Consider the following 19,024-nt stretch of genomic DNA (forward strand, 5'->3'; position numbering starts at 1 on the left):
CCGCGAGGTAGCGCAGGGACCCGCGAGGTAGCGCGGGAATGCCCGAGCCGGACGACGACGTTGTCGCGGACATGCCGATCACCGGAGAGTACGTTCCCAGCCCGTCCACCTGGGCCGCCGACCAGGTCTCGACGTACGAGTCCTCGGGTGGCACCGAGGGCACCACGCTCAGGGGCCGGCCGGTCGTCGTCCTGACGACGCTCGGCGCCCGGAGCGGCAAGGTGCGCAAGACGCCGCTGATGCGCGTCGAGCACGACGGTGCCTACGCCGTCGTCGCCTCGTTGGGCGGTGCGCCGAAGCACCCCGTCTGGTACCACAACATCGTGGCGAACCCGCAGGTCGAGCTGCAGGACGGCACCGTGAAGCACGACTACGTCGCCCGCGAGGTCACCGGCGAGGAGAAGGCCGTCTGGTGGGAGCGCGCCGTCGAGACGTGGCCCGACTACGCCGAGTATCAGAAGAAGACGGACCGCGAGATCCCGGTCTTCGTCCTGGAGCGCACGGACGCCTGACGTCCGCGATCCGGCCGGATGGTGCGTCCGGGCCGTCGGTCAGGGCAGGATGGAGCCATGACCTACACCCTCGTGCTGCTCCGCCACGGCGAGAGCGAGTGGAACGCCAAGAACCTCTTCACCGGCTGGGTCGACGTCCCGCTGTCGGACAAGGGCATCGGGGAGGCGAAGCGCGGCGGCACCCTGCTCGCCGAGGCGGGCGTCATGCCCGACGTGCTGCACACCTCGCTGCTGCGCCGCGCCATCATGACGGCGAACTACGCCCTCGACGCCGCCGACCGCCACTGGATCCCGGTCAAGCGGTCGTGGCGCCTCAACGAGCGCCACTACGGTGATCTGCAGGGCAAGGACAAGAAGCAGGTGCGCGACCAGTACGGCGAGGAGCAGTTCATGCTCTGGCGCCGTTCCTACGACGTGCCGCCGCCCGAGATCGAGCTGGGCTCGGAGTTCTCCCAGGACTCCGACGTGCGCTACGCCGGTGAGCCGATCCCCCGCTCCGAGGCCCTCAAGCAGGTCCTCGAGCGGGCGATGCCGTACTGGGACGCCCAGATCGTGCCCGACCTGCGTTCCGGCCAGACGGTCTTGGTCGCCGCGCACGGCAACTCCCTGCGCGCGCTCGTCAAGCACCTCGACGGGGTCGACGACGAGACGATCGCCGGGCTCAACATCCCCACCGGCATCCCGCTGGTGTACGAGCTCGACGAGGAGACGCTGAAGCCGACCAACCCGGGCGGCACCTACCTCGACCCGGAGGCCGCGAAGGACGCCATCGCGGCCGTGGCCAACCAGGGCAAGTAGGCCAGCACGACCGCTGCACGACCTGACGGCGACGCACCCGACCGGTGCGTCGCCGTCGTCGTCGGTGCTGGCACCATGACGCCATGGACACCACCCGGGAGATGTCCGGCACCGAGCAGGCCCGCCGCTACTTCACGGAGGTGGTGGGGCCGTTGCTGGACGCCTGGCGGCCCGGCCTGCCGCACGCGGCGGCGCGGCTCGGCTGCGGCTCGGACGTGCTGGGTCTGGACGACGCCATGTCCCGCGACCACGACTGGGGCTGCGCGGGGCGACGACCTGGGGTCCCGCGTGCTCGCGGTCCTGGAGCGGCAGCGCGCGGTGGGGCTCCCGGCGCCGGAGGGCCCGGCCACCGGGCCGTTCTTCGACCGTCCGTCCCACGGGGTGCGGGACGTCGTCGCGTGCGTGCCTCGGACGCGCTCCGGCCCGCAGGTTCGCGCTGAACCTGCGGGCCGGGCCGGAGGAGCCGTCGGATCAGGCGGTCGGGCTCGCCGTGCCGTGCTCCGCCTCGAACTCGCCGGTCACGAGGAACGTGATGCGACGCGCGACCGAGACGCCGTGGTCGCCGAACCGCTCGTAGTAGCGACCCAGGAGGGTCACGTCAACGGTCTCCTGCGCCGTCCCCGCCCACTCGGGCGACAGGGTGGCGGCGAACGTGTCCTGGTGGAGCTGGTCGAGGTCGTCGTCGCCCTGCTCGACCTCGGCCGCCAGCGCGACGTCCCGGGTGGCGAGGAGCTCGGTGGTGCGCCGGGCCACGAGTGTCGCCGCCTCGTTCATCCGCACGAAGGTCTCGCGCGCCGGCTCCGGCACCGCCGCCGCGGGGTAGCGGCCCCGCGCCACCTCGGCGACGTGCTGGGCGAGGTCACCCATGCGCTCCAGCGTGGCGCTGATCCGCAGGGCGCTGATGACGACCCGCAGGTCGGTGGCCACGGGCGCCTGCTGGGCGAGCAGGTGGACGCACCGCTCGTCCAGCTCCTTCTCCAGCCGGTCGATCTCGTGATCGGCGGCGATGACGTCCTGGGCGAGCTGGTGCTCGCCGTCGAGCAGCGCGGCGCCGGCCCGCGTGATCGCGGACTCGACCAGCCGGCTCATCTCGACCAGTCCCTCACCGATCTGCTGCAGCTCGGCGTCGAAGATCTCTCGCATGGGTGTCCTCTCGATTCTGGTGCTGAGCAACTCTCGCAGCCGGCACAGACTCTCAGGTGAACGTCGCGAGGTCCACAGGTGAACAGTGGACGACACGTCAGGGAGCAGAAGGCGCCCTGGCACGGTGGCGGGCCTCGCGCGACCTAGGCTGAGGGTGTGGAAGGAATCATCCAGGGTGCGACCGCCGTCGTCGCCGGCGTGCTCGGCGTCGTCGTCGGGCTCGTCGCTGCCCTCGCCTTCCGCTTCTCGGACCGCGCCCAGCACCGCGACGCGGACTCCGGTGCCGCCGAGCTCGACAGCGGGCTGGTCCGCGTGCTCTCGGTCCTGCGCTCGGCCGCCGTCGTGCTGGACGACGACGACGAGGTCGTCCGTGCCTCGCCGCCCGCCTACGCCCTCGGCGTCGTCCGCAACGACGCCCTCGTGCACCCCGCCATCGTCGACATGGTGCGCGAGGTGCGGCGCGACGGCGTCATCCGCGAGGAGGAGCTCGAGCTGCCGCGGGGCCCGATCGGCTCGGGCACCGTACTGCTGCAGGTGAGGGTCGCCGCGCTCGGGCTCGACAAGCTGCTGGTCCTCGCCGAGGACCGCACCGAGGCCCGCCGCGTCGAGGCCATCCGGCGCGACTTCGTCGTCAACGTCTCGCACGAGCTCAAGACGCCGGTCGGCGCGCTCGCCCTCCTCGCGGAGACCGTGCAGGACGCCGCCGACGACCCGGTCGCGGTCCGGCGGTTCACCGAACGCATGCAGTCGGAGGCGCACCGCCTCTCCGCGCTCGTGCACGAGATCATCGAGCTGTCCCGCCTCCAGGTGGCCGGAGCGCTGCAGAAGGTCCGGCCCGTCCCGGTGCGCGACGTCGTCGACGAGGCCGTCGACCGGGCCCGCACCACGGCGCAGGGCAAGAACATCACCATCACGGTCGGCGGCTCCGCGGACTGCGTGGTGTTCGGCGACCACAACCTGCTCGTGACGGCCGTGCGCAACCTCCTGGACAACGCCGTGTCCTACTCGGGGGAGAACACCCGGGTGGGCGTGGGCGTGCACGAGCGCGGCGGCCTGGTCGAGATCGACGTCGTCGACCAGGGCATCGGCATCTCGGCCGAGGTCCAGGAGCGGGTGTTCGAACGCTTCTACCGCGTGGACCCGGCACGCTCGCGCGACACGGGCGGCACCGGGCTCGGCCTGAGCATCGTCAAGCACGTCGCCGCCGACCACGGCGGGGACGTGCGGGTGTGGTCCGAGCCGGGCAAGGGTTCGACGTTCACCCTGCGGATACCTGCCGCGGACCTTCCGGCCGGCGAGCTGCCGTCCGGCTCGTCGGACAGCCCCGACGACCACACCGACGACGTGAAGCACCCCACCGACGCGCCCCCGACGGCGGGACGCGCCGGTGACCATGACCGCGGGCCGGAAGGCCCGACGAACGAGGAGGTAGGCGCGTGACGCGCATCCTGGTGGTCGAGGACGAGGAGTCCTACCGCGACCCGCTGACGTACCAGCTCACCCGTGAGGGCTACGAGGTCGTGGCGACGTCGAACGGCAACGACGCGCTGGACCGTTTCGACGACGGCGGCGCGGACCTCGTGCTGCTCGACCTGATGCTCCCCGGCCTGAGCGGTACGGAGGTGTGCCGCGAGCTGCGCCAGCGCGGCGACGTCCCGATCATCATGCTCACGGCCAAGGACTCCGAGATCGACAAGGTCGTGGGCCTCGAGCTCGGCGCCGACGACTACGTCACCAAGCCGTACTCCTTCCGCGAGCTCCTGGCGCGGATGCGCGCGGTCATGCGGCGTCGCGGCACCGGCACCGGCAGCGTCGACAGCGGCGCCAACGGCCACGACGACGACGGCGAGTCCGTGCTCGAGGTCGGCTCCGTCCGCATGGACGTGGAGCGCCACACGGTGGCGGTGGACGGGACGGCGGTGTCGCTGCCGCTCAAGGAGTTCGACCTGCTGGAGCTCCTGCTGCGCAACGCGGGTCGCGTCCTGACCCGCGGGCAGCTCATCGACCGGGTGTGGGGTGCGGACTACGTCGGCGACACCAAGACCCTCGACGTCCACGTCAAGCGGATCCGGTCCAAGATCGAGTCCGACCCCGGTTCACCCACCCTGCTGCTGACCGTCCGAGGACTCGGCTACAAGCTCGCCGACGACGAGTCGTAGGCGTTCTCGCCTATCGGCCGTCGGCTGTTCATTCGTCGTTCACCTGCTCCTGGTCACCGGTCCACCTGGCCTCCCTAGCGTTCCTGACGAACGCCGGCGGCCGCCGGTGCCACCAAATGCGTGAAGGATGGACGACTCGTGAACCTCAGCCGATTCACTCGTGCCGGATCTGCCGTCGCCGTCGGTGTGCTCGCTCTGAGCCTCGCCGCGTGCGGTTCGGACCCGGAGCCCGCGGACGACGCGGCGGGCGACGCCCCGGAGTCGTCCGAGACGGAGTCCGGCGAGATGGCATCGCTCGCCGGCGAGCTCTCGGGCGGCGGCGCCTCGTCGCAGGAGGCCGCGATGAACGCGTGGCGCGCCGGCTTCCAGCAGGCGAACCCGGACGCGACCGTCAACTACGACCCCGTCGGCTCCGGCGGTGGCCGCACAGGCTTCGGTGACGGCTCGTACAAGTTCGCCGGCTCGGACGCCGCGCTGGACGACGAGGAGCTCGCCGCCGCCGAGGCCCAGTGCGGCGAGGGTGGCGTCATCGAGTTCCCCGGCTACGTCAGCCCGGTCGCCGTGGCCTTCAACCTCGAGGGTGTCGACTCGCTGAACATGTCCCCGGAGACCATCGCCGGGGTCTTCCTCGGTGAGATCAGCACCTGGAACGACGAGGCGATCGCCGCGGACAACACCGACGTCGAGCTGCCGGACACGGCGATCACCGTCGTGCACCGCTCGGACGAGTCGGGCACCACGGAGAACTTCGAGGAGTACCTCCACACCGTCGCGCCGGACATCTGGACGACCGAGGCCTCCGGCGTCTGGCCCGTCGAGGGCCAGGAGTCCGCGCAGGGCACCTCCGGTGTCGTGGGTGCCGCCCAGGCCGGTGACGGCACCATCACCTACGCCGACGCCTCGCAGGTCGCCGACCTGGGCACCGTCGCCGTCGGCGTCGGTGACGAGTTCGTGCCCTACTCCGCCGAGGCTGCCGCCGAGGTCGTGGCCCAGTCGCCGCGGACCGAGGGCACCAGCGACTACGTCTACTCGATCGAGCTCGAGCGGGACATCGCGGGCACCTACCCGATCGTCCTCGTCTCCTACAGCCTCGCCTGCACCACCTACGAGGACGAGGAGACGGCCGAGCTGGTCAAGGGCTTCCTGACCTACGTCGCCAGCGACGAGGGTCAGCAGGCCGCCGCGGACGCCGCCGGCTCCGCGCCGCTGTCCGACACGATCCGTGAGGCGATCATGCCCGGCATCGAGTCGATCTCCGCGGGCTGACCCGACCCGACGACACCGGCCGGCGGCCGGGTGACCCCGCCGCACGAGGCGTGGCACCCGGCCGCCGGCACCGGCACGGGCCCCACTGCAGAGACGAGAGCAGCGCACCCAGCATGAGCGAGGAATCCGAGTGACCACCACCGACAGCCCGCCGAGAGCGGGCACCCGTACGGTCCGCCGACGGCGGTCGTCCGACCGCGGCTTCAACCGTGGCTTCCGCTGGATCGCCGTCAGCTCCGGCATCCTGATCCTCGTCGTCCTGGCCGCGGTGGCCCTGTTCCTGCTCTGGCAGGCGTGGCCGGCTCTCACGGCGGGCGGGGACGAGCTCGCCGCCGAGGTCCCGCGGTTCCCGGAGGACACGTCCTTCCTGGCGTACGTGGGCCCGCTGGTCTTCGGCACGCTCCTGGCCGCCGTGCTCGCGTTGTGCCTGGCGGTGCCGGTGGCGATCGGGATCGCCCTGTTCATCTCGCACTACTCGCCGCGGAGGTTGTCGCAGGCGCTGGGGTACCTGGTCGACCTGCTGGCCGCGATCCCCTCGGTCGTCTATGGGCTGTGGGGCTTCCTGGTCCTGGCGCCCGTGCTGACCCCGTTCTGGCTCTGGCTCAACGAGAACCTGAGCTGGATCCCGCTGTACGGCGGGCAGGCCTCGACGACGGGGCGCGCGATGGCGACCGTCGGCGTGGTGCTCGCGGTGATGATCCTGCCGATCATCACCGCTGTCTCGCGCGAGGTCTTCCTCCAGACGCCGAAGCTGCACGAGGAGGCCGCCCTCGCCCTGGGTGCGACGCGGTGGGAGGTGGTACGGACCGCCGTGCTGCCGTTCGGGCGCTCCGGTGTCATCTCGGCGGCGATGCTCGGCCTCGGGCGTGCGCTCGGCGAGACCATGGCGGTGCTCATGATCATCTCGCCCGGATTCAGCTACAGCCTGGACATCCTCGCCGCCGGCCAGCACCAGACCATCGCCGCCTACATCGCGGCCGACTTCCCGGAGTCCACCGGGCTCGGCATCAACACGCTGATCGCCGCGGGCCTGGTCCTCTTCGTCATCACGCTGGCCGTCAACATGACCGCGCGCTGGATCGTCGCGCGCCGCAAGGAATTCTCGGGGGCCAACTGATGAGTGCCGCGACCGAAAGCACGAACTCCCTGGACGCCACCGAGCGCACGCGCGCCCTGCTCACGACCGCCGACTCGGGCCGCCGGCGCACGGACTGCATCATGCAGGGCCTGATCTGGTTCGCCTTCGCCCTGGCGATGATCCCGCTGGTCTGGCTGCTGTGGACCGTCACGGTCGAGGGCGTCGGCCGGATGAGCATCGACTTCCTGACGCTGTCGACGCGCAACATCTTCGGCGGCGACCCCGGCGGCGGCATCTACCACGCCATCATGGGCACGCTGATCATCACCGGGATCGCCGCGCTGATCTCCGTGCCGGTGGGCATCCTCACGGCGATCTACCTGGTGGAGTACGGCAAGGGCTGGCTCGCCCGGTCGGTCACGTTCTTCGTGGACGTCATGACGGGCATCCCGTCCATCGTCGCCGGCCTCTTCGCCTTCTCGCTCTTCGCGCTCTTCCTCGGACCGAGCGCGCAGATGGGCATCATGGGCGCCGTGGCGCTCTCGGTGCTGATGATCCCCGTGGTGGTGCGCTCCTGCGAGGAGATGCTCAAGCTCGTGCCGAACGAGCTGCGCGAGGCCTCCTACGCCCTCGGCGTGCCGAAGTGGCTGACCATCGTCAAGGTGGTGCTCCGCACCTCGGTGGCCGGCCTGACCACCGGCGTGCTGCTCGCCGTCGCCCGGGTGATCGGGGAGACGGCGCCCCTGCTCGTGACCGTCGGTGTCACGGACTCGATCAACTTCAACCCGTTCGACGGCCGCATGATGACGCTGCCGGTCTTCAGCTACCGGCAGTACCACCAGGGGTACGCCCCGTGCCCCGCCGGCGAGTCGGCGTCGTGCGTCGCCGACATCGCGTTCCAGAACGCGTGGGGCGCCGCGCTGGTGCTCATCGTGATCGTCCTGCTCCTCAACCTCGTCGGCCGACTGGTGAACCGATGGTTCTCCCCGAAGCTGCGCTGACGCGCAGACCTGTCGATCAGCCGCAGCTCACACGAAGGAATTAACGATGGCACAGCGCATCGATGTCAAGGATCTCAACATCTACTACGGCGACTTCCTCGCCGTGCAGGACGTCGCGATGACGATCGAGCCGAAGTCGGTGACGGCCCTCATCGGCCCCTCCGGCTGCGGTAAGTCGACCTACCTGCGCACGCTCAACCGGATGCACGAGGTGATCCCGGGCGCGCGCGTCGAGGGGACCGTCGAGCTCGAGGGCGTCGACCTCTACGGCAGCGACGTCGACCCCGTGGCGGTGCGGCGCAACGTCGGGATGGTGTTCCAGCGGCCGAACCCGTTCCCCACGATGTCGATCCGCGACAACGTGCTGGCGGGTGTCAAGCTGAACAACAAGCGGATCTCGAAGGCCGACGCCGACGACCTGGTCGAGTCCTCGCTGCACGGGGCGAACCTGTGGAACGAGGTGAAGGACCGTCTGGAGAAGCCCGGGTCGGGCCTCTCGGGCGGGCAGCAGCAGCGCCTGTGCATCGCCCGGGCCATCGCCGTCAAGCCGCAGGTGCTCCTCATGGACGAGCCGTGCTCGGCCCTGGACCCGATCTCCACGATCGCGATCGAGGACCTCATCGGCGAGCTCAAGAGCGAGTACACGATCGTGATCGTCACGCACAACATGCAGCAGGCGGCCCGCGTGAGTGACCGGACGGCGTTCTTCAACATCGCGGGCACCGGCAAGCCGGGCAAGCTCATCGAGATGGACGACACCTCGACGATCTTCTCGTCGCCCGCCGAGAAGTCCACCGAGGACTACGTCTCCGGCCGCTTCGGGTGACCCTCGCGCCCGGCCGGTGAACCTCGGTCGTGGAACGACGAAGCCCCTCCCGCTCGCTCGAGCGGGAGGGGCTTCGTGCGTGGTCAGGAGGGGACGTACTCGGCGTACTCCGGCAGGGTCGCGTCGAACACCGGGATGAAGAAGTCCTCGCTCGAGCCGTCGACCGACAGGGTGGCCTCGAGCGTCCCGCCGGGGATGGTCGCCACGGAGTCGACCAGGGTCTCCACGCCGTCGGTGCCGAGGTAGGCGGTCTCCTCGGCCGGGACGACGAACGTGAGAGGGGCGGCGCCCGAGACGGTGAGGACGAACTCGACCTCCTCGGACGTGTTGTTGGCCAGCGCTCCCAGGACGTTGCCCTCGGCGCCCTCCTCGGGCGAGATCAGCAGCAGGTTGAGGCCGCGGACGTCGAGGTCCTCGAAGTCGACGCGTGCCCCGTCGGACGGCGCGTACGGGAGCTGCGTGGTGATCGGCGCGCACGCCCCGAGCAGCAGCGCCCCGGCGGCGGTGGCCGCGACGGCGAGGGCGGGACGGGCAGGACGGGCGGAGCGGGCCACGTGCTCTCCTTCGGGTGGAGCGTGCGTGCCGACGGCAGGTCTTGTGCACGCGTTGTGTCACTGGATGGGAGGACGCAGTGCGCCCGAAGCCATCCTAGTGGGGGAGGGAGACCGACATCCACCGAGGCCAGCTACAGCCCTCTGACCTGCAGTGATGCGCTCTCGAGCGGCGGCGGCGAACCGTTCGGGCACGGGGAGGGAGCCCTTTCCCGTGATAGACTCGGCCACTGGGAAAGGGGACATCTACAGATGACGTTCACAGTAGGCGAGACGGTTGTCTACCCGCATCACGGCGCCGCGCTGATCGAAGAGGTCAAGACGCGCAAGATCCGTGGCGAAGAGAAGATGTACCTCAAGCTCAAGGTCGCCCAGGGTGATCTGACGATCGAGGTCCCGGCCGAGAACGTCGACCTGGTCGGCGTGCGCGACGTAGTCGACCAGGAAGGGCTCGACAAGGTCTTCGACGTGCTGCGTGCCCCGTACACCGAGGAGCCGACGAACTGGTCGCGCCGTTACAAGGCCAACCTCGAGAAGCTGGCATCGGGCGACGTGATCAAGGTCGGCGAGGTCGTGCGCGACCTCTCGCGCCGTGACGCGGACCGCGGCCTGAGCGCCGGCGAGAAGCGCATGCTCGCCAAGGCCCGGCAGATCCTCGAGTCCGAGGTCGCCCTCGCGGAGGGTGTGGACGAGGAGAAGGCCGGCGCCATCATCGACGAGGTGCTCGCCTCCTGACGACCCTCGCGATCCTCACTGCCGCCGGGTCGGGGACGAGACTCGGGCGCGACCTCCCCAAGGCGCTCGTCGAGGTCGGTGGGCTGCCGATGATCACCCACGCGGCCCGCGGACTCGTGCGGTCGGGCGTGGTGGACGCGCTGGTCGTCACCGCACCCCCCGGGCGCAGCGCGGAGATGCGTGCCGCCGTCGGGTCGCTCGACGTGGACGTCCGGGTGGTCGACGGAGGAGCCACCCGGCAGGCCTCGGTCGCCGCGGGGCTCGCCCTCGCCGGTCCGGACGTCGACGTCGTCCTGGTGCACGACGCCGCCCGCCCCTTCGCGCCGCCCTCCCTCGTGGAGCGCGTGGTCGCGGCGGTGCGCGGCGGGCATCGCGCCGTCGTGCCCGGGCTCGCGGTCACCGACACGGTCAAGCGCGTGCTGCCCGCCTCCCCGGGTGGCGACGGCAGGACCCCGGGCGACCGCCCCGCCTCCCGCGAGCCGGTGGCCGAGAGGGTCGTCGACACCCCCGACCGTGGCGTGCTGCGCGCGGTGCAGACCCCGCAGGGCTTCGAGCGCGAGCTGTTGCAGCGTGCCCACGCCGACGGGACCGCCCGGGCCGCCGCGGAGCACCTCGCCGCCACCGACGACGCGGGCCTGGTCGAGGCGCTCGGCCAGCCGGTCCACGTGGTCGCCGGCGATCCGGCGGCCCTGAAGATCACGACCGAGGCCGATCTCGCGCGCGCGGCCCTGCTGCTGGACGAGCGCGCCGGAGGAACGATGAGGGCTCTGCCGAGGACCGGGGTCGGCGTCGACGTGCACGCCTTCGCTCCCGACGGGACCGAGCGCGAGCTGTGGCTCGGCGGGCTGCGCTGGCCGGGGGAGCGAGGGCTGGCCGGGCACTCGGACGCCGACGTCGCGGCGCACGCGGCGGCCGACGCTCTGTTCAACGCCGCCGGGATCGGCGACCTGGGCGCGCACTTCGGCACGAGCGAGCCCGAGTGGGCCGGGGCGAGCGGTGCCGCGCTGCTCGCGGAGGCCGCCCACCGGGTGCGCGCCGCGGGCTTCGAGATCGGGAACGTCGGAGTCCAGGTGATCGGGAACCGGCCCCGGCTGGGCACGCGCCGCACGGAGGCCGAGGCCGTACTGTCGGACGCGGCCGGGGCACCGGTGTCGCTCAGCGCGACCACGGCCGACGGTCTGGGGCTCACGGGCCGCGGCGAGGGCGTCGCCGCCATCGCCACCGCCGTCGTCGCCCCCCGCTACGGGGTGCCGAGGACGCGGTCCGTGTAGCGGTTCCGCAGGACGCCGTCGGGATCGACGACGGCCCGCACCTTCGCCACGTCGTCCAACGGGTAGTGCGTGGCCAGGTCGTCCGCCGTGCGGGTGTGCAGCTTGCCCCAGTGCGGCCGTCCGCCCGCGGCGACGAAGATCTCCTCGGCGGCGGCGAAGTACCGCTCGCGGGGCATCCGGTGGAACTGGTGGACGGCCACGTAGGCCGTGTCCCGGCCCCGCGCGGTCGACAGCCAGACGTCGTCCGCGGCCGCGCACCGCACCTCGACCGGGAACGGCACCGGCTCGCCCGAGGTGCGCAACCACGTCGCGAGCTCCGTCAGCACCCCGGCCAGCTCCGACCGGGGTACGGCGTACTCCATCTCCGCGAACCGCACCCGGCGCCGGGTCACCAGCACCCGGTCCGACGGCGCGACGTAGGTGCGGTCGCCGAGGAGCGCCGCGCTGACCCGGTTGATCCGCGGCACCCACCGTGGGGCCACGGTGGCCGTCCGCATGACGGCTCCCAGCGCCGCGTTGGCCAGCACCTCCTCGTCGAGGAAGGTCCGCGCGCCCGCACCGAGCCTCCGCACCACCCCGGCCGGTCCCTCCTGCCGCGCGGCGTGCGCCGCCGCCTCGTCCGGGTCGAGCGGGTCGTTGCACCAGGTGAGCATCCGGTCCGTGCCGGGGAACCAGTACGCGTCCACCCGCTCGTGCCGGGCCACCAGCTCGTCGTAGCCGTCCACGACCTCGCGCCACGGCCGCACCGTCTCCGTGGAACGCAGCAGGTACGCGGGCACGACCTCCAGCGTCACGGCCGCCAGCACCCCGACCGCGCCGAGACCGAGGCGGGCGACCTCGAAGAGCACCCGCTCGGGCGAGCCGTCCGGGTCGTCGTCGGACACGGAGCGCACCGAGCCGTCCGGCAGCACGACGCGCACCCCGCGGACCTGGGTCGCGAGCCCGCCGAGCCGCTCCCCGGTGCCGTGCGTCCCCGTGGAGATCGCACCGGCCACGGACTGCCGGTCGATGTCGCCGAGGTTGCGCATCGCCAGCCCGTTCGCGGCGAGGAGCCGGTTGAGCTCGAACAGGCGGGTGCCGGCCGCGACCGTCACCAGCGCGCCGCCCGACGGCAGCCGCTGCACCGACTCGATCCCGCGCAGGTGGTCGAGGCTCAGCAGCAGCCCGTCGGTGACCGCCGCGTCGGTGAACGAGTGCCCGGCACCGACCGCTCGGACGTGCAGGCCGTCCTGTGCGGCGCGCGCCACGAGCGCGCAGAGCTCCGGCTCGTCCCGCGGCGTCGCGCGCCGTGCCGGCTCGGCGGTGAAGGTCCGCCCCCACGTGGTGAACGTCACGGCGCACACTCTGCCACGTCGAGCCGCCGGTGTAGCGTGCCTGCATGAACGCGACCGAGCGACTGACCCGGGCGACCCGGGGCCTGCCCGCGCCGCTCGCCGTCGTCGATCTCGACGCGTTCGACGCCAACGCCGCGAGCCTGCTGCGGCGGGCGGGCGGGACCCCTGTCCGCGTGGCGAGCAAGTCCGTCCGCGTGCGCTCCCTGATCGCCCGCGCCCTGGGCGCCGGGTTCGCCGGCGTCATGGCCTACTCCCTCGAGGAGGCGCTGTGGCTCGTCGGCACCGGTGTGCGCGACGTGCTGCTCGGGTACCCGACGGTCGACGCCGCCGCGCTCGACCGCCTCGCCGCCGACCCGGTCGCCCGGCGCGAGATCACCCTGATGGTCGACGACGTCGCCCAGCTCGCGCTCGCGCGCACGGCCCTGGAGCGCGTCCGGGCGGACGGCGGGCCGAGCGCCGCACCCGGGCCAGCCGGCACCTCCGACCCCTCAGGCGACGTGGCGGTGTGCCTCGACGTGGACTCCTCGCTGCGCCTGGGCGCCGGCCCGGTGCAGGTGCACCTGGGCACCCGGCGCTCGCCGCTGCGCAGGCCCGAGCAGGTGGCGGAGCTCGCCGCCCGGGTCGCCGGCGCCGAGGGCCTCCGCCTGCGGGGGCTGATGTTCTACGAGGCGCAGGTCGCCGGCCTGCCCGACACGGCCGCGGTCCGCGTCGTCAAGGCGCTGTCCGTGCCCGACGTCGACCGCCGGCGCCGCGACATCCTCGCCGCGGTGCGTGCCGCCGTCGGGCAGGACCTCGAGCTCGTCAACGCCGGTGGCACCGGGTCCCTCGAGACGTCGTCGGCCGGCACCGGTGTGACCGAGGTGACGTCGGGCTCGGGGCTGTTCGTGCCAGGGACCTTCGACGGGATGCGCCGGGTGACGCAGCGGCCGTCGGCGTTCTTCGGGCTCGACGTGGTGCGTCGGCCGGAACCGGGGTGGGCGACGGCGTTCGGTGGCGGGTACGTGGCCTCGGGGCCGGCGGGGACGTCCCGGCTGCCGCGGCTGGTCACGCCCGGCTGGTCGCTGACCCGGCAGGAGGCCGCCGGGGAAGTCCAGACACCGTTGCGGCTGCGCGGGGGCCGGACCCTCCACGTGGGCGACCGGGTGTGGTTCCGGCCCGCCAAGGCGGGCGAGCCGATGGAGCGGTTCGCCGCCGTGCACCTGGTGCGCGGCGACGAGGTGGTCGACACGGTGCCCACCTACCGGGGCGAGGGTCGCACGTTCGGTTGACACCTGGCCGGTACCCTGGACCGGTGACCTTGCACCTGTATGACACCGCCACGCGCACCGTGCGCGAGCTCGTCCCTCGAAACCCGGGCAAGGTCGGCATCTACCTCTGCGGGGCGACCGTGCAGTCGGCGCCTCACGTCGGTCACCTGCGCCCCGCCGTCGCCTTCGACATCCTGCGCCGCTGGCTCCTGCGCAAGGGGCTGGACGTCACGCTCATCCGCAACGTCACCGACATCGACGACAAGATCCTCACCAAGGCGGCTGCCGCCGGTGTCGAGTGGTGGGCGCACGCGGCCGTCCACGAGCGCGGCTTCACGGCCGCCTACGACGCGCTGGGCATCATGCCCCCCACCTACGAACCGCGCGCCACCGGGCACGTGCCACAGATGATCGAGCTCATGGAACGGCTCGTCGAGCGCGGCCACGCCTACAGCACGGGCCCGGGGAACGTCTGGTTCGACGTCCGCTCATGGCCGTCCTACGGCGAGCTGACCACGCAGCGGCTCGAGGACCTCAACCCCGAGGCGACCGACGACGCCGTCGCCACCGAGAAGCGCGACCCGCACGACTTCGCCCTGTGGAAGGCACCGCGTCCGGGAGAGCCGGAGACGGCGGCCTGGGACACGCCCTACGGGCGCGGGCGTCCCGGCTGGCACCTCGAGTGCTCGGCCATGGCGCACCGCTACCTGGGCGAGGAGTTCGACATCCACGGCGGCGGTCTCGACCTGCGGTTCCCGCACCACGAGAACGAGCAGGCGCAGTCCCGTGCGGCCGGCTACGGGTTCGCCGACCGGTGGATGCACTCCGCCTGGGTGACGCAGCAGGGCGTGAAGATGAGCAAGTCCCTCGGCAACGGGCTGCTCATGAGCGAGCTGCTCGCCAAGGCGCCGGCACCCGTGGTGCGGTACGCCCTCGCGGCGGTCCAGTACCGGTCGATGCTCGAGTGGGGTCCGGACACGCTCGACGAGGCCCGCACCACGTGGGAGCGGCTCGGCGGGTTCGTGGGGCGCGCCTCCGAGCGGGTCGGCGAAGTGTCTCGCGACGAGGTCGCCACGGCCGCGCTCCCCGAGGCGTTCGAGGCCGCGATGGACGACGACCTCAACGTACCGGCCGCGCTCGCCGTCGTGCACGAGACGCTCCGCGCGGGGAACACGGCGCTCGCGGCGTCCGACGACGACGGTGCGCGCGCCGCGCTCGTCGCCCTGCGGGGCATGCTGGACGTGCTCGGGCTCGACCCGGCCGACCCCTGGTGGGCGAGCAGCACCGACACGAAGGTCGCCGACGCGCTGGACGCCGTCGTGCGCGCCGAGCTCGACGCCCGGGCCGCGGCACGTGCCGCCAAGGACTGGGCCACCAGCGACGCGATCCGGGACCGCCTCGCCGCGGCCGGCGTCGTCGTGCAGGACTCACCCGACGGCGCCCGCTGGACGCTGTCCACAGCCGAGGAGAACTGATGGCGGGCAACTCGCAGCGCCCGGGCGCGAAGCGCAAGGACGGCACGAAGAAGGGTGCCCAGGTCGGCACCGGGGGGCACTCCCGCAAGGCGTTGCAGGGCAAGGGCCCGACGCCGAAGGCGGAGGACCGCACCTACCACCCGGCGCACCGGAAGAAGGTCGCCGCCGAGAAGCGGCAGGCGTCGCAGGCCACGCAGGGTGCCCGCAAGGGTGTGGCCCGCGGGACGCGCAAGGCGACGGGCGGCGCCGAGGTCGTGGCGGGCCGCAACGCCGTCCTGGAGGCGCTGCGCACCCAGGCGCCGGTGACGGCGGTGCACATCGCCGACCGCATCGACCACGACGACCGCACCCGTGAGATCCTCGAGCTGGCCTCGATGCGCGGCGCCCGGCTGCTGGAGTCCTCGCGCGGTGCGCTGGACCAGCTCACCGAGGGCTCCGTGCACCAGGGTGTGGCGCTCGAGGTGCCGCCGTACGAGTACGCCTCGGTCGACGACCTCCTCGATGCGGCCGCCGAGGCGGACGAGCAGCCGCTCATCGTGGCGCTCGACTCCGTCACCGACCCGCGCAACCTCGGGGCGGTGCTGCGGTCGGCCGGCGCGTTCGGGGCGCACGGCGTGCTGGTGCCCTCACGGCGCTCGGCGTCGATGACGGCGTCGGCCTGGAAGGTCTCGGCCGGTGCCGCGGCCCGGGTGCCGGTCGCCAAGGAGACGAACCTGGCGCGCACGCTGACCGAGCTGAAGAAGTCTGGTGTGTTCGTCGTGGGCCTCGACGCCGGCGGCGACACGGCCGTGCGTGACCTCGCGTTCGCGACCGACCCGCTGGTGATCGTCGTCGGGTCCGAGGGGAAGGGCCTGTCGCGCCTGGTGCGCGAGACGTGCGACGCCGTCGCGTCCATCCCGATCGCCTCGTCCGTGGAGTCGCTCAACGCCGGCGTGGCTGCGGGAATCGCGCTCTACGAGGTCGCCCAGGCTCGCTCCGCGCAGTAGCGCGATCTCCGCGAGGTAGGGCGATCTCCGCGAGGTAGGGCTAGCCTGCCGGGTCGTCGTCGGGATCGGCGGCGGCGTAGTGGAAGTAGTCCGCCTCGGGGCCGGCCTCGGGCTCCTCGCCCGGTGCCAGCCCGAGGATCGCCTTCTCGTCGGGCCGGTGCTGCAGGACGTTCTCGACGTACGACGCCACCGTCTCGGGCATGGGGACGTCGCGTTGCGCCTGCTCGGAGATGAACCAGCGGTGGTCGAGGATCTCGTGGTAGAGCTGCGCGGGCTCCAGCTTGCGGCGCAGCTCGCGCGGCACCGCCCGGATGGTCGGGTGGAAGACGTTCTGCAGCCAGTCGTGCGCGACGAGCTGTTCGTCGTCCTCCTGACGTTCGGTCGCGGCCTGGTACGAGTCGAGGTCGTTGAGCAGTCGCCGCGCCTGGTTGTCCTGGACGTCGAGGCCCGTCAGCTTCAGCAGGCGCCGCGAGTGGTGGCCGGCGTCGACCACCTGGGGCTGGATCTGGACCGTCGTCCCGTCGATGTCGGTCGTGATCGACAGCTCGCCGACGTCGAAGCCGAGCTCGTTGAGCCGCTCGATGCGGGCGGCCACGCGCCAGCGCTCGTCGGTGTGGAAGGCCTCGACCCCGGTGAGCGCCTCCCAGAGCTCGGTGTACCGCGCCACGAGCGAGGTACCGATGCCGATCTCGTCGACCTCCTCGTCGAGCAGCTCGCCGGCGGCGAGGTCCATGAGCTCGCCGATGATGTTGACGCGGGCGAGCTCGAGGTCGTAGTCGCGCTGGCCGCGGGTGAGCTCGCGGTGCAGCGCGCCGGTCTCCGCGTCGACGAGGTAGGCGGCGAACTGCTCGGCGTCGCGGCGGAACAGGGTGTTGGACAGCGAGACGTCGCCCCAGAAGAACCCGGTCAGGTGCAGCCGGACGAGCAGCACGGCCAGGGCGTCGATGAGCCGGTTGGCGGTCTCGTCGCGCAGCGCCTGGCTGAACACGGAGCGGTACGGCAGCGAGAAGGCGAGGTGCTCGGTGACCAGCGCGGCCTCGAGCGGCTCCCCGCTGTCGGACCGCCGGCCGGTGACGACGCCGACCGGCTTGACGGCCGGGACCTCGAGCTTGCGCAGCTGGCGCAGCATCTCGTACTCGCGGAACGCGACCGCCTCGCTGATCTCCTTGATGGCCAGCACCCGGCCGTCGAGGCGCACGAAGCGGACCACGTGCCGCGAGATGCCGCGTGGCAGGGCGGCGAGCACGTCGGCGGGCCACTCGGCGAGCGGCTGCCGCCACGGGAGGTCGAGCAGCGCCGAGTTCGGTGTCGCCGAGGTGATCTGCAGCTGTTCCATCGGGAGTCAGCGTAGACGACGACGGGGCAGGCCCGGCCGAAGCCGGACCCGCCCCGCGGCGTGCTGCTACGCGGTGCGCTCGCTCAGAGGCGGGCGCCCGTGGCGGGCGAGAAGACGTGCGACTTGCCCGGCTCGATGGTGACGTGGATGGTGTCACCCTTCATCGGGACGTCGCGCGGGTCGATGCGCACGATGACCTGGTCGGAGTTGCCGGAGTGCAGGTCGCCGGTGACGCCCTCGCTCTTGAGCGAGCCGTAGACGAAGGCGTCCGAGCCGAGCTCCTCGACGAGGTTGACCTCGACCTGCAGCGCGTCGGGCGAGCCGGCGGGGACGATGTTCAGCGCCTCGGGGCGGAACCCGACGGTGATCTTGCCGCCGTCGGCGTCCGTGAGCTGGCTGATGGCGTCGCGGTCGATCGGCACGGCCGCGTGGCCGACGACGGCCTTGCCGTCCTTGACGTCGAACGTGCCGACGTTCATGGCCGGGGAGCCGATGAAGCCCGCGACGAACACGTTCGCCGGGGTGTCGTACATCTCGCGCGGGGTGCCGACCTGCTGCAGCAGCCCGTCCTTGAGCACCGCGATGCGGTCGCCCATGGTGAGGGCCTCGGTCTGGTCGTGGGTCACGTAGACGGTCGTGACGCCGAGACGACGCTGCAGGGAGGCGATCTGCGTACGGGTCTGCACACGGAGCTTGGCGTCCAGGTTCGACAGCGGCTCGTCCATGAGGAACACCTGCGGCTGACGCACGATGGCGCGGCCCATGGCGACACGTTGGCGCTGACCACCGGAGAGCGCCTTCGGCTTGCGGTCGAGGTACTCGGTGAGGTCGAGGATCTTCGCGGCCTCCTCGACGCGCTGGCGGATCTCCGCCTTCGGCGTGCCGGAGATCTTCAGCGCGAAGCCCATGTTGTCCGCGACGGACATGTGCGGGTACAGCGCGTAGTTCTGGAAGACCATCGCGATGTCGCGGTCCTTGGGCTGCACGTCGGTGACGTCGCGGTCGCCGATGTAAATGTGCCCGCCGTTGACGTCCTCGAGCCCAGCCAGCATGCGCAGCGACGTGGACTTCCCGCAGCCCGAGGGGCCGACGAGGACGAGGAACTCGCCGTCCTCCACCTCGAGGTTGAGCTGGTCCACGGCCGGGCGCTCGGTGCCCGGGTAGATACGTGTCGCGTGGTCGTAGGTGACCGAAGCCATGATGATTCCCTCCACCGGCAGGTACGTGCCGGACGATCCGTTGTGGTCGGGTGTCTTGCGTTCACGACGTGCGTGTCGGCGGTGACACATTCTGTTGTTCGGCGCGC

19 protein-coding genes are annotated in these 19,024 nt (G+C 72.0%); 14 read left to right on the forward strand and 5 right to left on the reverse strand.

Annotated features, from left to right (window positions below):
- Positions 1–71 precede the first annotated feature (71 nt).
- The 3 genes from AC3RJ8_RS02965 (at position 72) to AC3RJ8_RS02975 (ending at position 1,750) form a co-directional block, all read left to right on the forward strand.
- A complete protein-coding gene (locus tag AC3RJ8_RS02965) occupies positions 72–512 on the forward strand; it encodes a nitroreductase family deazaflavin-dependent oxidoreductase (RefSeq protein WP_489715559.1) in 441 nt (146 codons plus the stop codon).
- Positions 513–569: 57 nt separating this feature from the next.
- Positions 570–1,310 (forward strand): phosphoglyceromutase, encoded by a 741-nt coding sequence (locus AC3RJ8_RS02970; protein ID WP_489714468.1) that lies wholly within the window; start codon positions 570–572, stop codon positions 1,308–1,310.
- An 83-nt stretch (positions 1,311–1,393) separates the two neighbouring features.
- Positions 1,394–1,750, forward strand: a complete 357-nt coding sequence (locus AC3RJ8_RS02975; RefSeq protein ID WP_489714469.1) for a hypothetical protein — start codon at positions 1,394–1,396, stop codon at positions 1,748–1,750.
- A 31-nt stretch (positions 1,751–1,781) separates the two neighbouring features.
- Here the strand turns inward: AC3RJ8_RS02975 and phoU are convergent, their stop codons facing one another.
- The gene (phoU, locus tag AC3RJ8_RS02980) at positions 1,782–2,453 is read right to left on the reverse strand and encodes a phosphate signaling complex protein PhoU (protein ID WP_489714470.1); all 672 of its coding nucleotides are present in this window, start codon (positions 2,451–2,453) and stop codon (positions 1,782–1,784) included.
- Between the two features lie 156 nt (positions 2,454–2,609).
- Between phoU and AC3RJ8_RS02985 the strand changes: the two genes are divergently transcribed.
- From AC3RJ8_RS02985 to pstB, 6 genes are all read left to right on the forward strand, one after another.
- Positions 2,610–3,893 carry a sensor histidine kinase gene (locus AC3RJ8_RS02985; RefSeq protein WP_489714471.1) on the forward strand — a complete coding sequence of 428 codons (1,284 nt, stop codon included), beginning with the start codon at positions 2,610–2,612 and terminating at the stop codon, positions 3,891–3,893.
- Positions 3,890–4,612, forward strand: coding sequence for a response regulator (locus AC3RJ8_RS02990; RefSeq protein WP_489714472.1), 723 nt, complete (start codon positions 3,890–3,892; stop codon positions 4,610–4,612). The genes AC3RJ8_RS02985 and AC3RJ8_RS02990 overlap by 4 nt, the downstream gene beginning before the upstream one ends.
- Before the next feature lie 138 nt (positions 4,613–4,750).
- Positions 4,751–5,878, forward strand: a complete 1,128-nt coding sequence (locus AC3RJ8_RS02995; RefSeq protein WP_489714473.1) for a phosphate ABC transporter substrate-binding protein PstS — start codon at positions 4,751–4,753, stop codon at positions 5,876–5,878.
- Between the two features lie 130 nt (positions 5,879–6,008).
- Positions 6,009–6,995, forward strand: coding sequence for a phosphate ABC transporter permease subunit PstC (pstC, locus tag AC3RJ8_RS03000; protein ID WP_489714474.1), 987 nt, complete (start codon positions 6,009–6,011; stop codon positions 6,993–6,995).
- Positions 6,995–7,957, forward strand: coding sequence for a phosphate ABC transporter permease PstA (gene pstA / locus AC3RJ8_RS03005; protein WP_489714475.1), 963 nt, complete (start codon positions 6,995–6,997; stop codon positions 7,955–7,957). The genes pstC and pstA overlap by 1 nt, the downstream gene beginning before the upstream one ends.
- 46 nt (positions 7,958–8,003) lie before the next feature.
- Entirely contained in the window at positions 8,004–8,783 is a 780-nt protein-coding gene (pstB, locus tag AC3RJ8_RS03010) for a phosphate ABC transporter ATP-binding protein PstB (RefSeq protein WP_407320565.1), read from the forward strand.
- An 83-nt stretch (positions 8,784–8,866) separates the two neighbouring features.
- On the opposite strand, the gene AC3RJ8_RS03015 is transcribed toward pstB, so the two are convergent.
- A complete protein-coding gene (locus AC3RJ8_RS03015) occupies positions 8,867–9,337 on the reverse strand; it encodes a hypothetical protein (RefSeq protein WP_489714476.1) in 471 nt (156 codons plus the stop codon).
- A 249-nt stretch (positions 9,338–9,586) separates the two neighbouring features.
- Between AC3RJ8_RS03015 and AC3RJ8_RS03020 the strand changes: the two genes are divergently transcribed.
- A complete protein-coding gene (locus AC3RJ8_RS03020; protein ID WP_171783492.1) occupies positions 9,587–10,069 on the forward strand; it encodes a CarD family transcriptional regulator in 483 nt (160 codons plus the stop codon).
- Positions 10,070–10,080: 11 nt separating this feature from the next.
- The gene (ispD, locus tag AC3RJ8_RS03025) at positions 10,081–11,340 is read left to right on the forward strand and encodes a 2-C-methyl-D-erythritol 4-phosphate cytidylyltransferase (RefSeq protein ID WP_489715560.1); all 1,260 of its coding nucleotides are present in this window, start codon (positions 10,081–10,083) and stop codon (positions 11,338–11,340) included.
- On the opposite strand, the gene AC3RJ8_RS03030 is transcribed toward ispD, so the two are convergent.
- Complete coding sequence (locus tag AC3RJ8_RS03030; RefSeq protein WP_489714477.1) at positions 11,310–12,674, reverse strand: D-arabinono-1,4-lactone oxidase; 1,365 nt, start codon at positions 12,672–12,674, stop codon at positions 11,310–11,312. The two genes, ispD and AC3RJ8_RS03030, sit on opposite strands and share 31 nt — an antisense overlap.
- A gap of 44 nt (positions 12,675–12,718) precedes the next feature.
- Here AC3RJ8_RS03030 and AC3RJ8_RS03035 point away from each other — a divergent pair, with 44 nt between their 5' ends.
- The 3 genes from AC3RJ8_RS03035 to rlmB are packed head-to-tail and all read left to right on the forward strand — an operon-like array spanning position 12,719 to position 16,382.
- Positions 12,719–13,942 carry an alanine racemase gene (locus AC3RJ8_RS03035; protein WP_489714478.1) on the forward strand — a complete coding sequence of 408 codons (1,224 nt, stop codon included), beginning with the start codon at positions 12,719–12,721 and terminating at the stop codon, positions 13,940–13,942.
- A gap of 23 nt (positions 13,943–13,965) precedes the next feature.
- Positions 13,966–15,396 (forward strand): cysteine--tRNA ligase, encoded by a 1,431-nt coding sequence (gene cysS, locus AC3RJ8_RS03040; protein ID WP_489714479.1) that lies wholly within the window; start codon positions 13,966–13,968, stop codon positions 15,394–15,396.
- Positions 15,396–16,382, forward strand: a complete 987-nt coding sequence (rlmB, locus tag AC3RJ8_RS03045; protein ID WP_489714480.1) for a 23S rRNA (guanosine(2251)-2'-O)-methyltransferase RlmB — start codon at positions 15,396–15,398, stop codon at positions 16,380–16,382. The genes cysS and rlmB overlap by 1 nt, the downstream gene beginning before the upstream one ends.
- Positions 16,383–16,422: 40 nt before the next feature.
- Here rlmB and AC3RJ8_RS03050 read toward each other — a convergent pair whose 3' ends face one another.
- Together AC3RJ8_RS03050 and AC3RJ8_RS03055 are read right to left on the reverse strand one after the other, a co-directional pair.
- Positions 16,423–17,718, reverse strand: a complete 1,296-nt coding sequence (locus AC3RJ8_RS03050) for a DUF4032 domain-containing protein (protein ID WP_489714481.1) — start codon at positions 17,716–17,718, stop codon at positions 16,423–16,425.
- Between the two features lie 83 nt (positions 17,719–17,801).
- Positions 17,802–18,917 carry an ABC transporter ATP-binding protein gene (locus AC3RJ8_RS03055; protein WP_489714482.1) on the reverse strand — a complete coding sequence of 372 codons (1,116 nt, stop codon included), beginning with the start codon at positions 18,915–18,917 and terminating at the stop codon, positions 17,802–17,804.
- Positions 18,918–19,024: the final 107 nt, after the last annotated feature.

It is taken from the genome of Isoptericola sp. MSGPD8_1_ISO-PGPR-S23-394 (assembly GCF_058072785.1).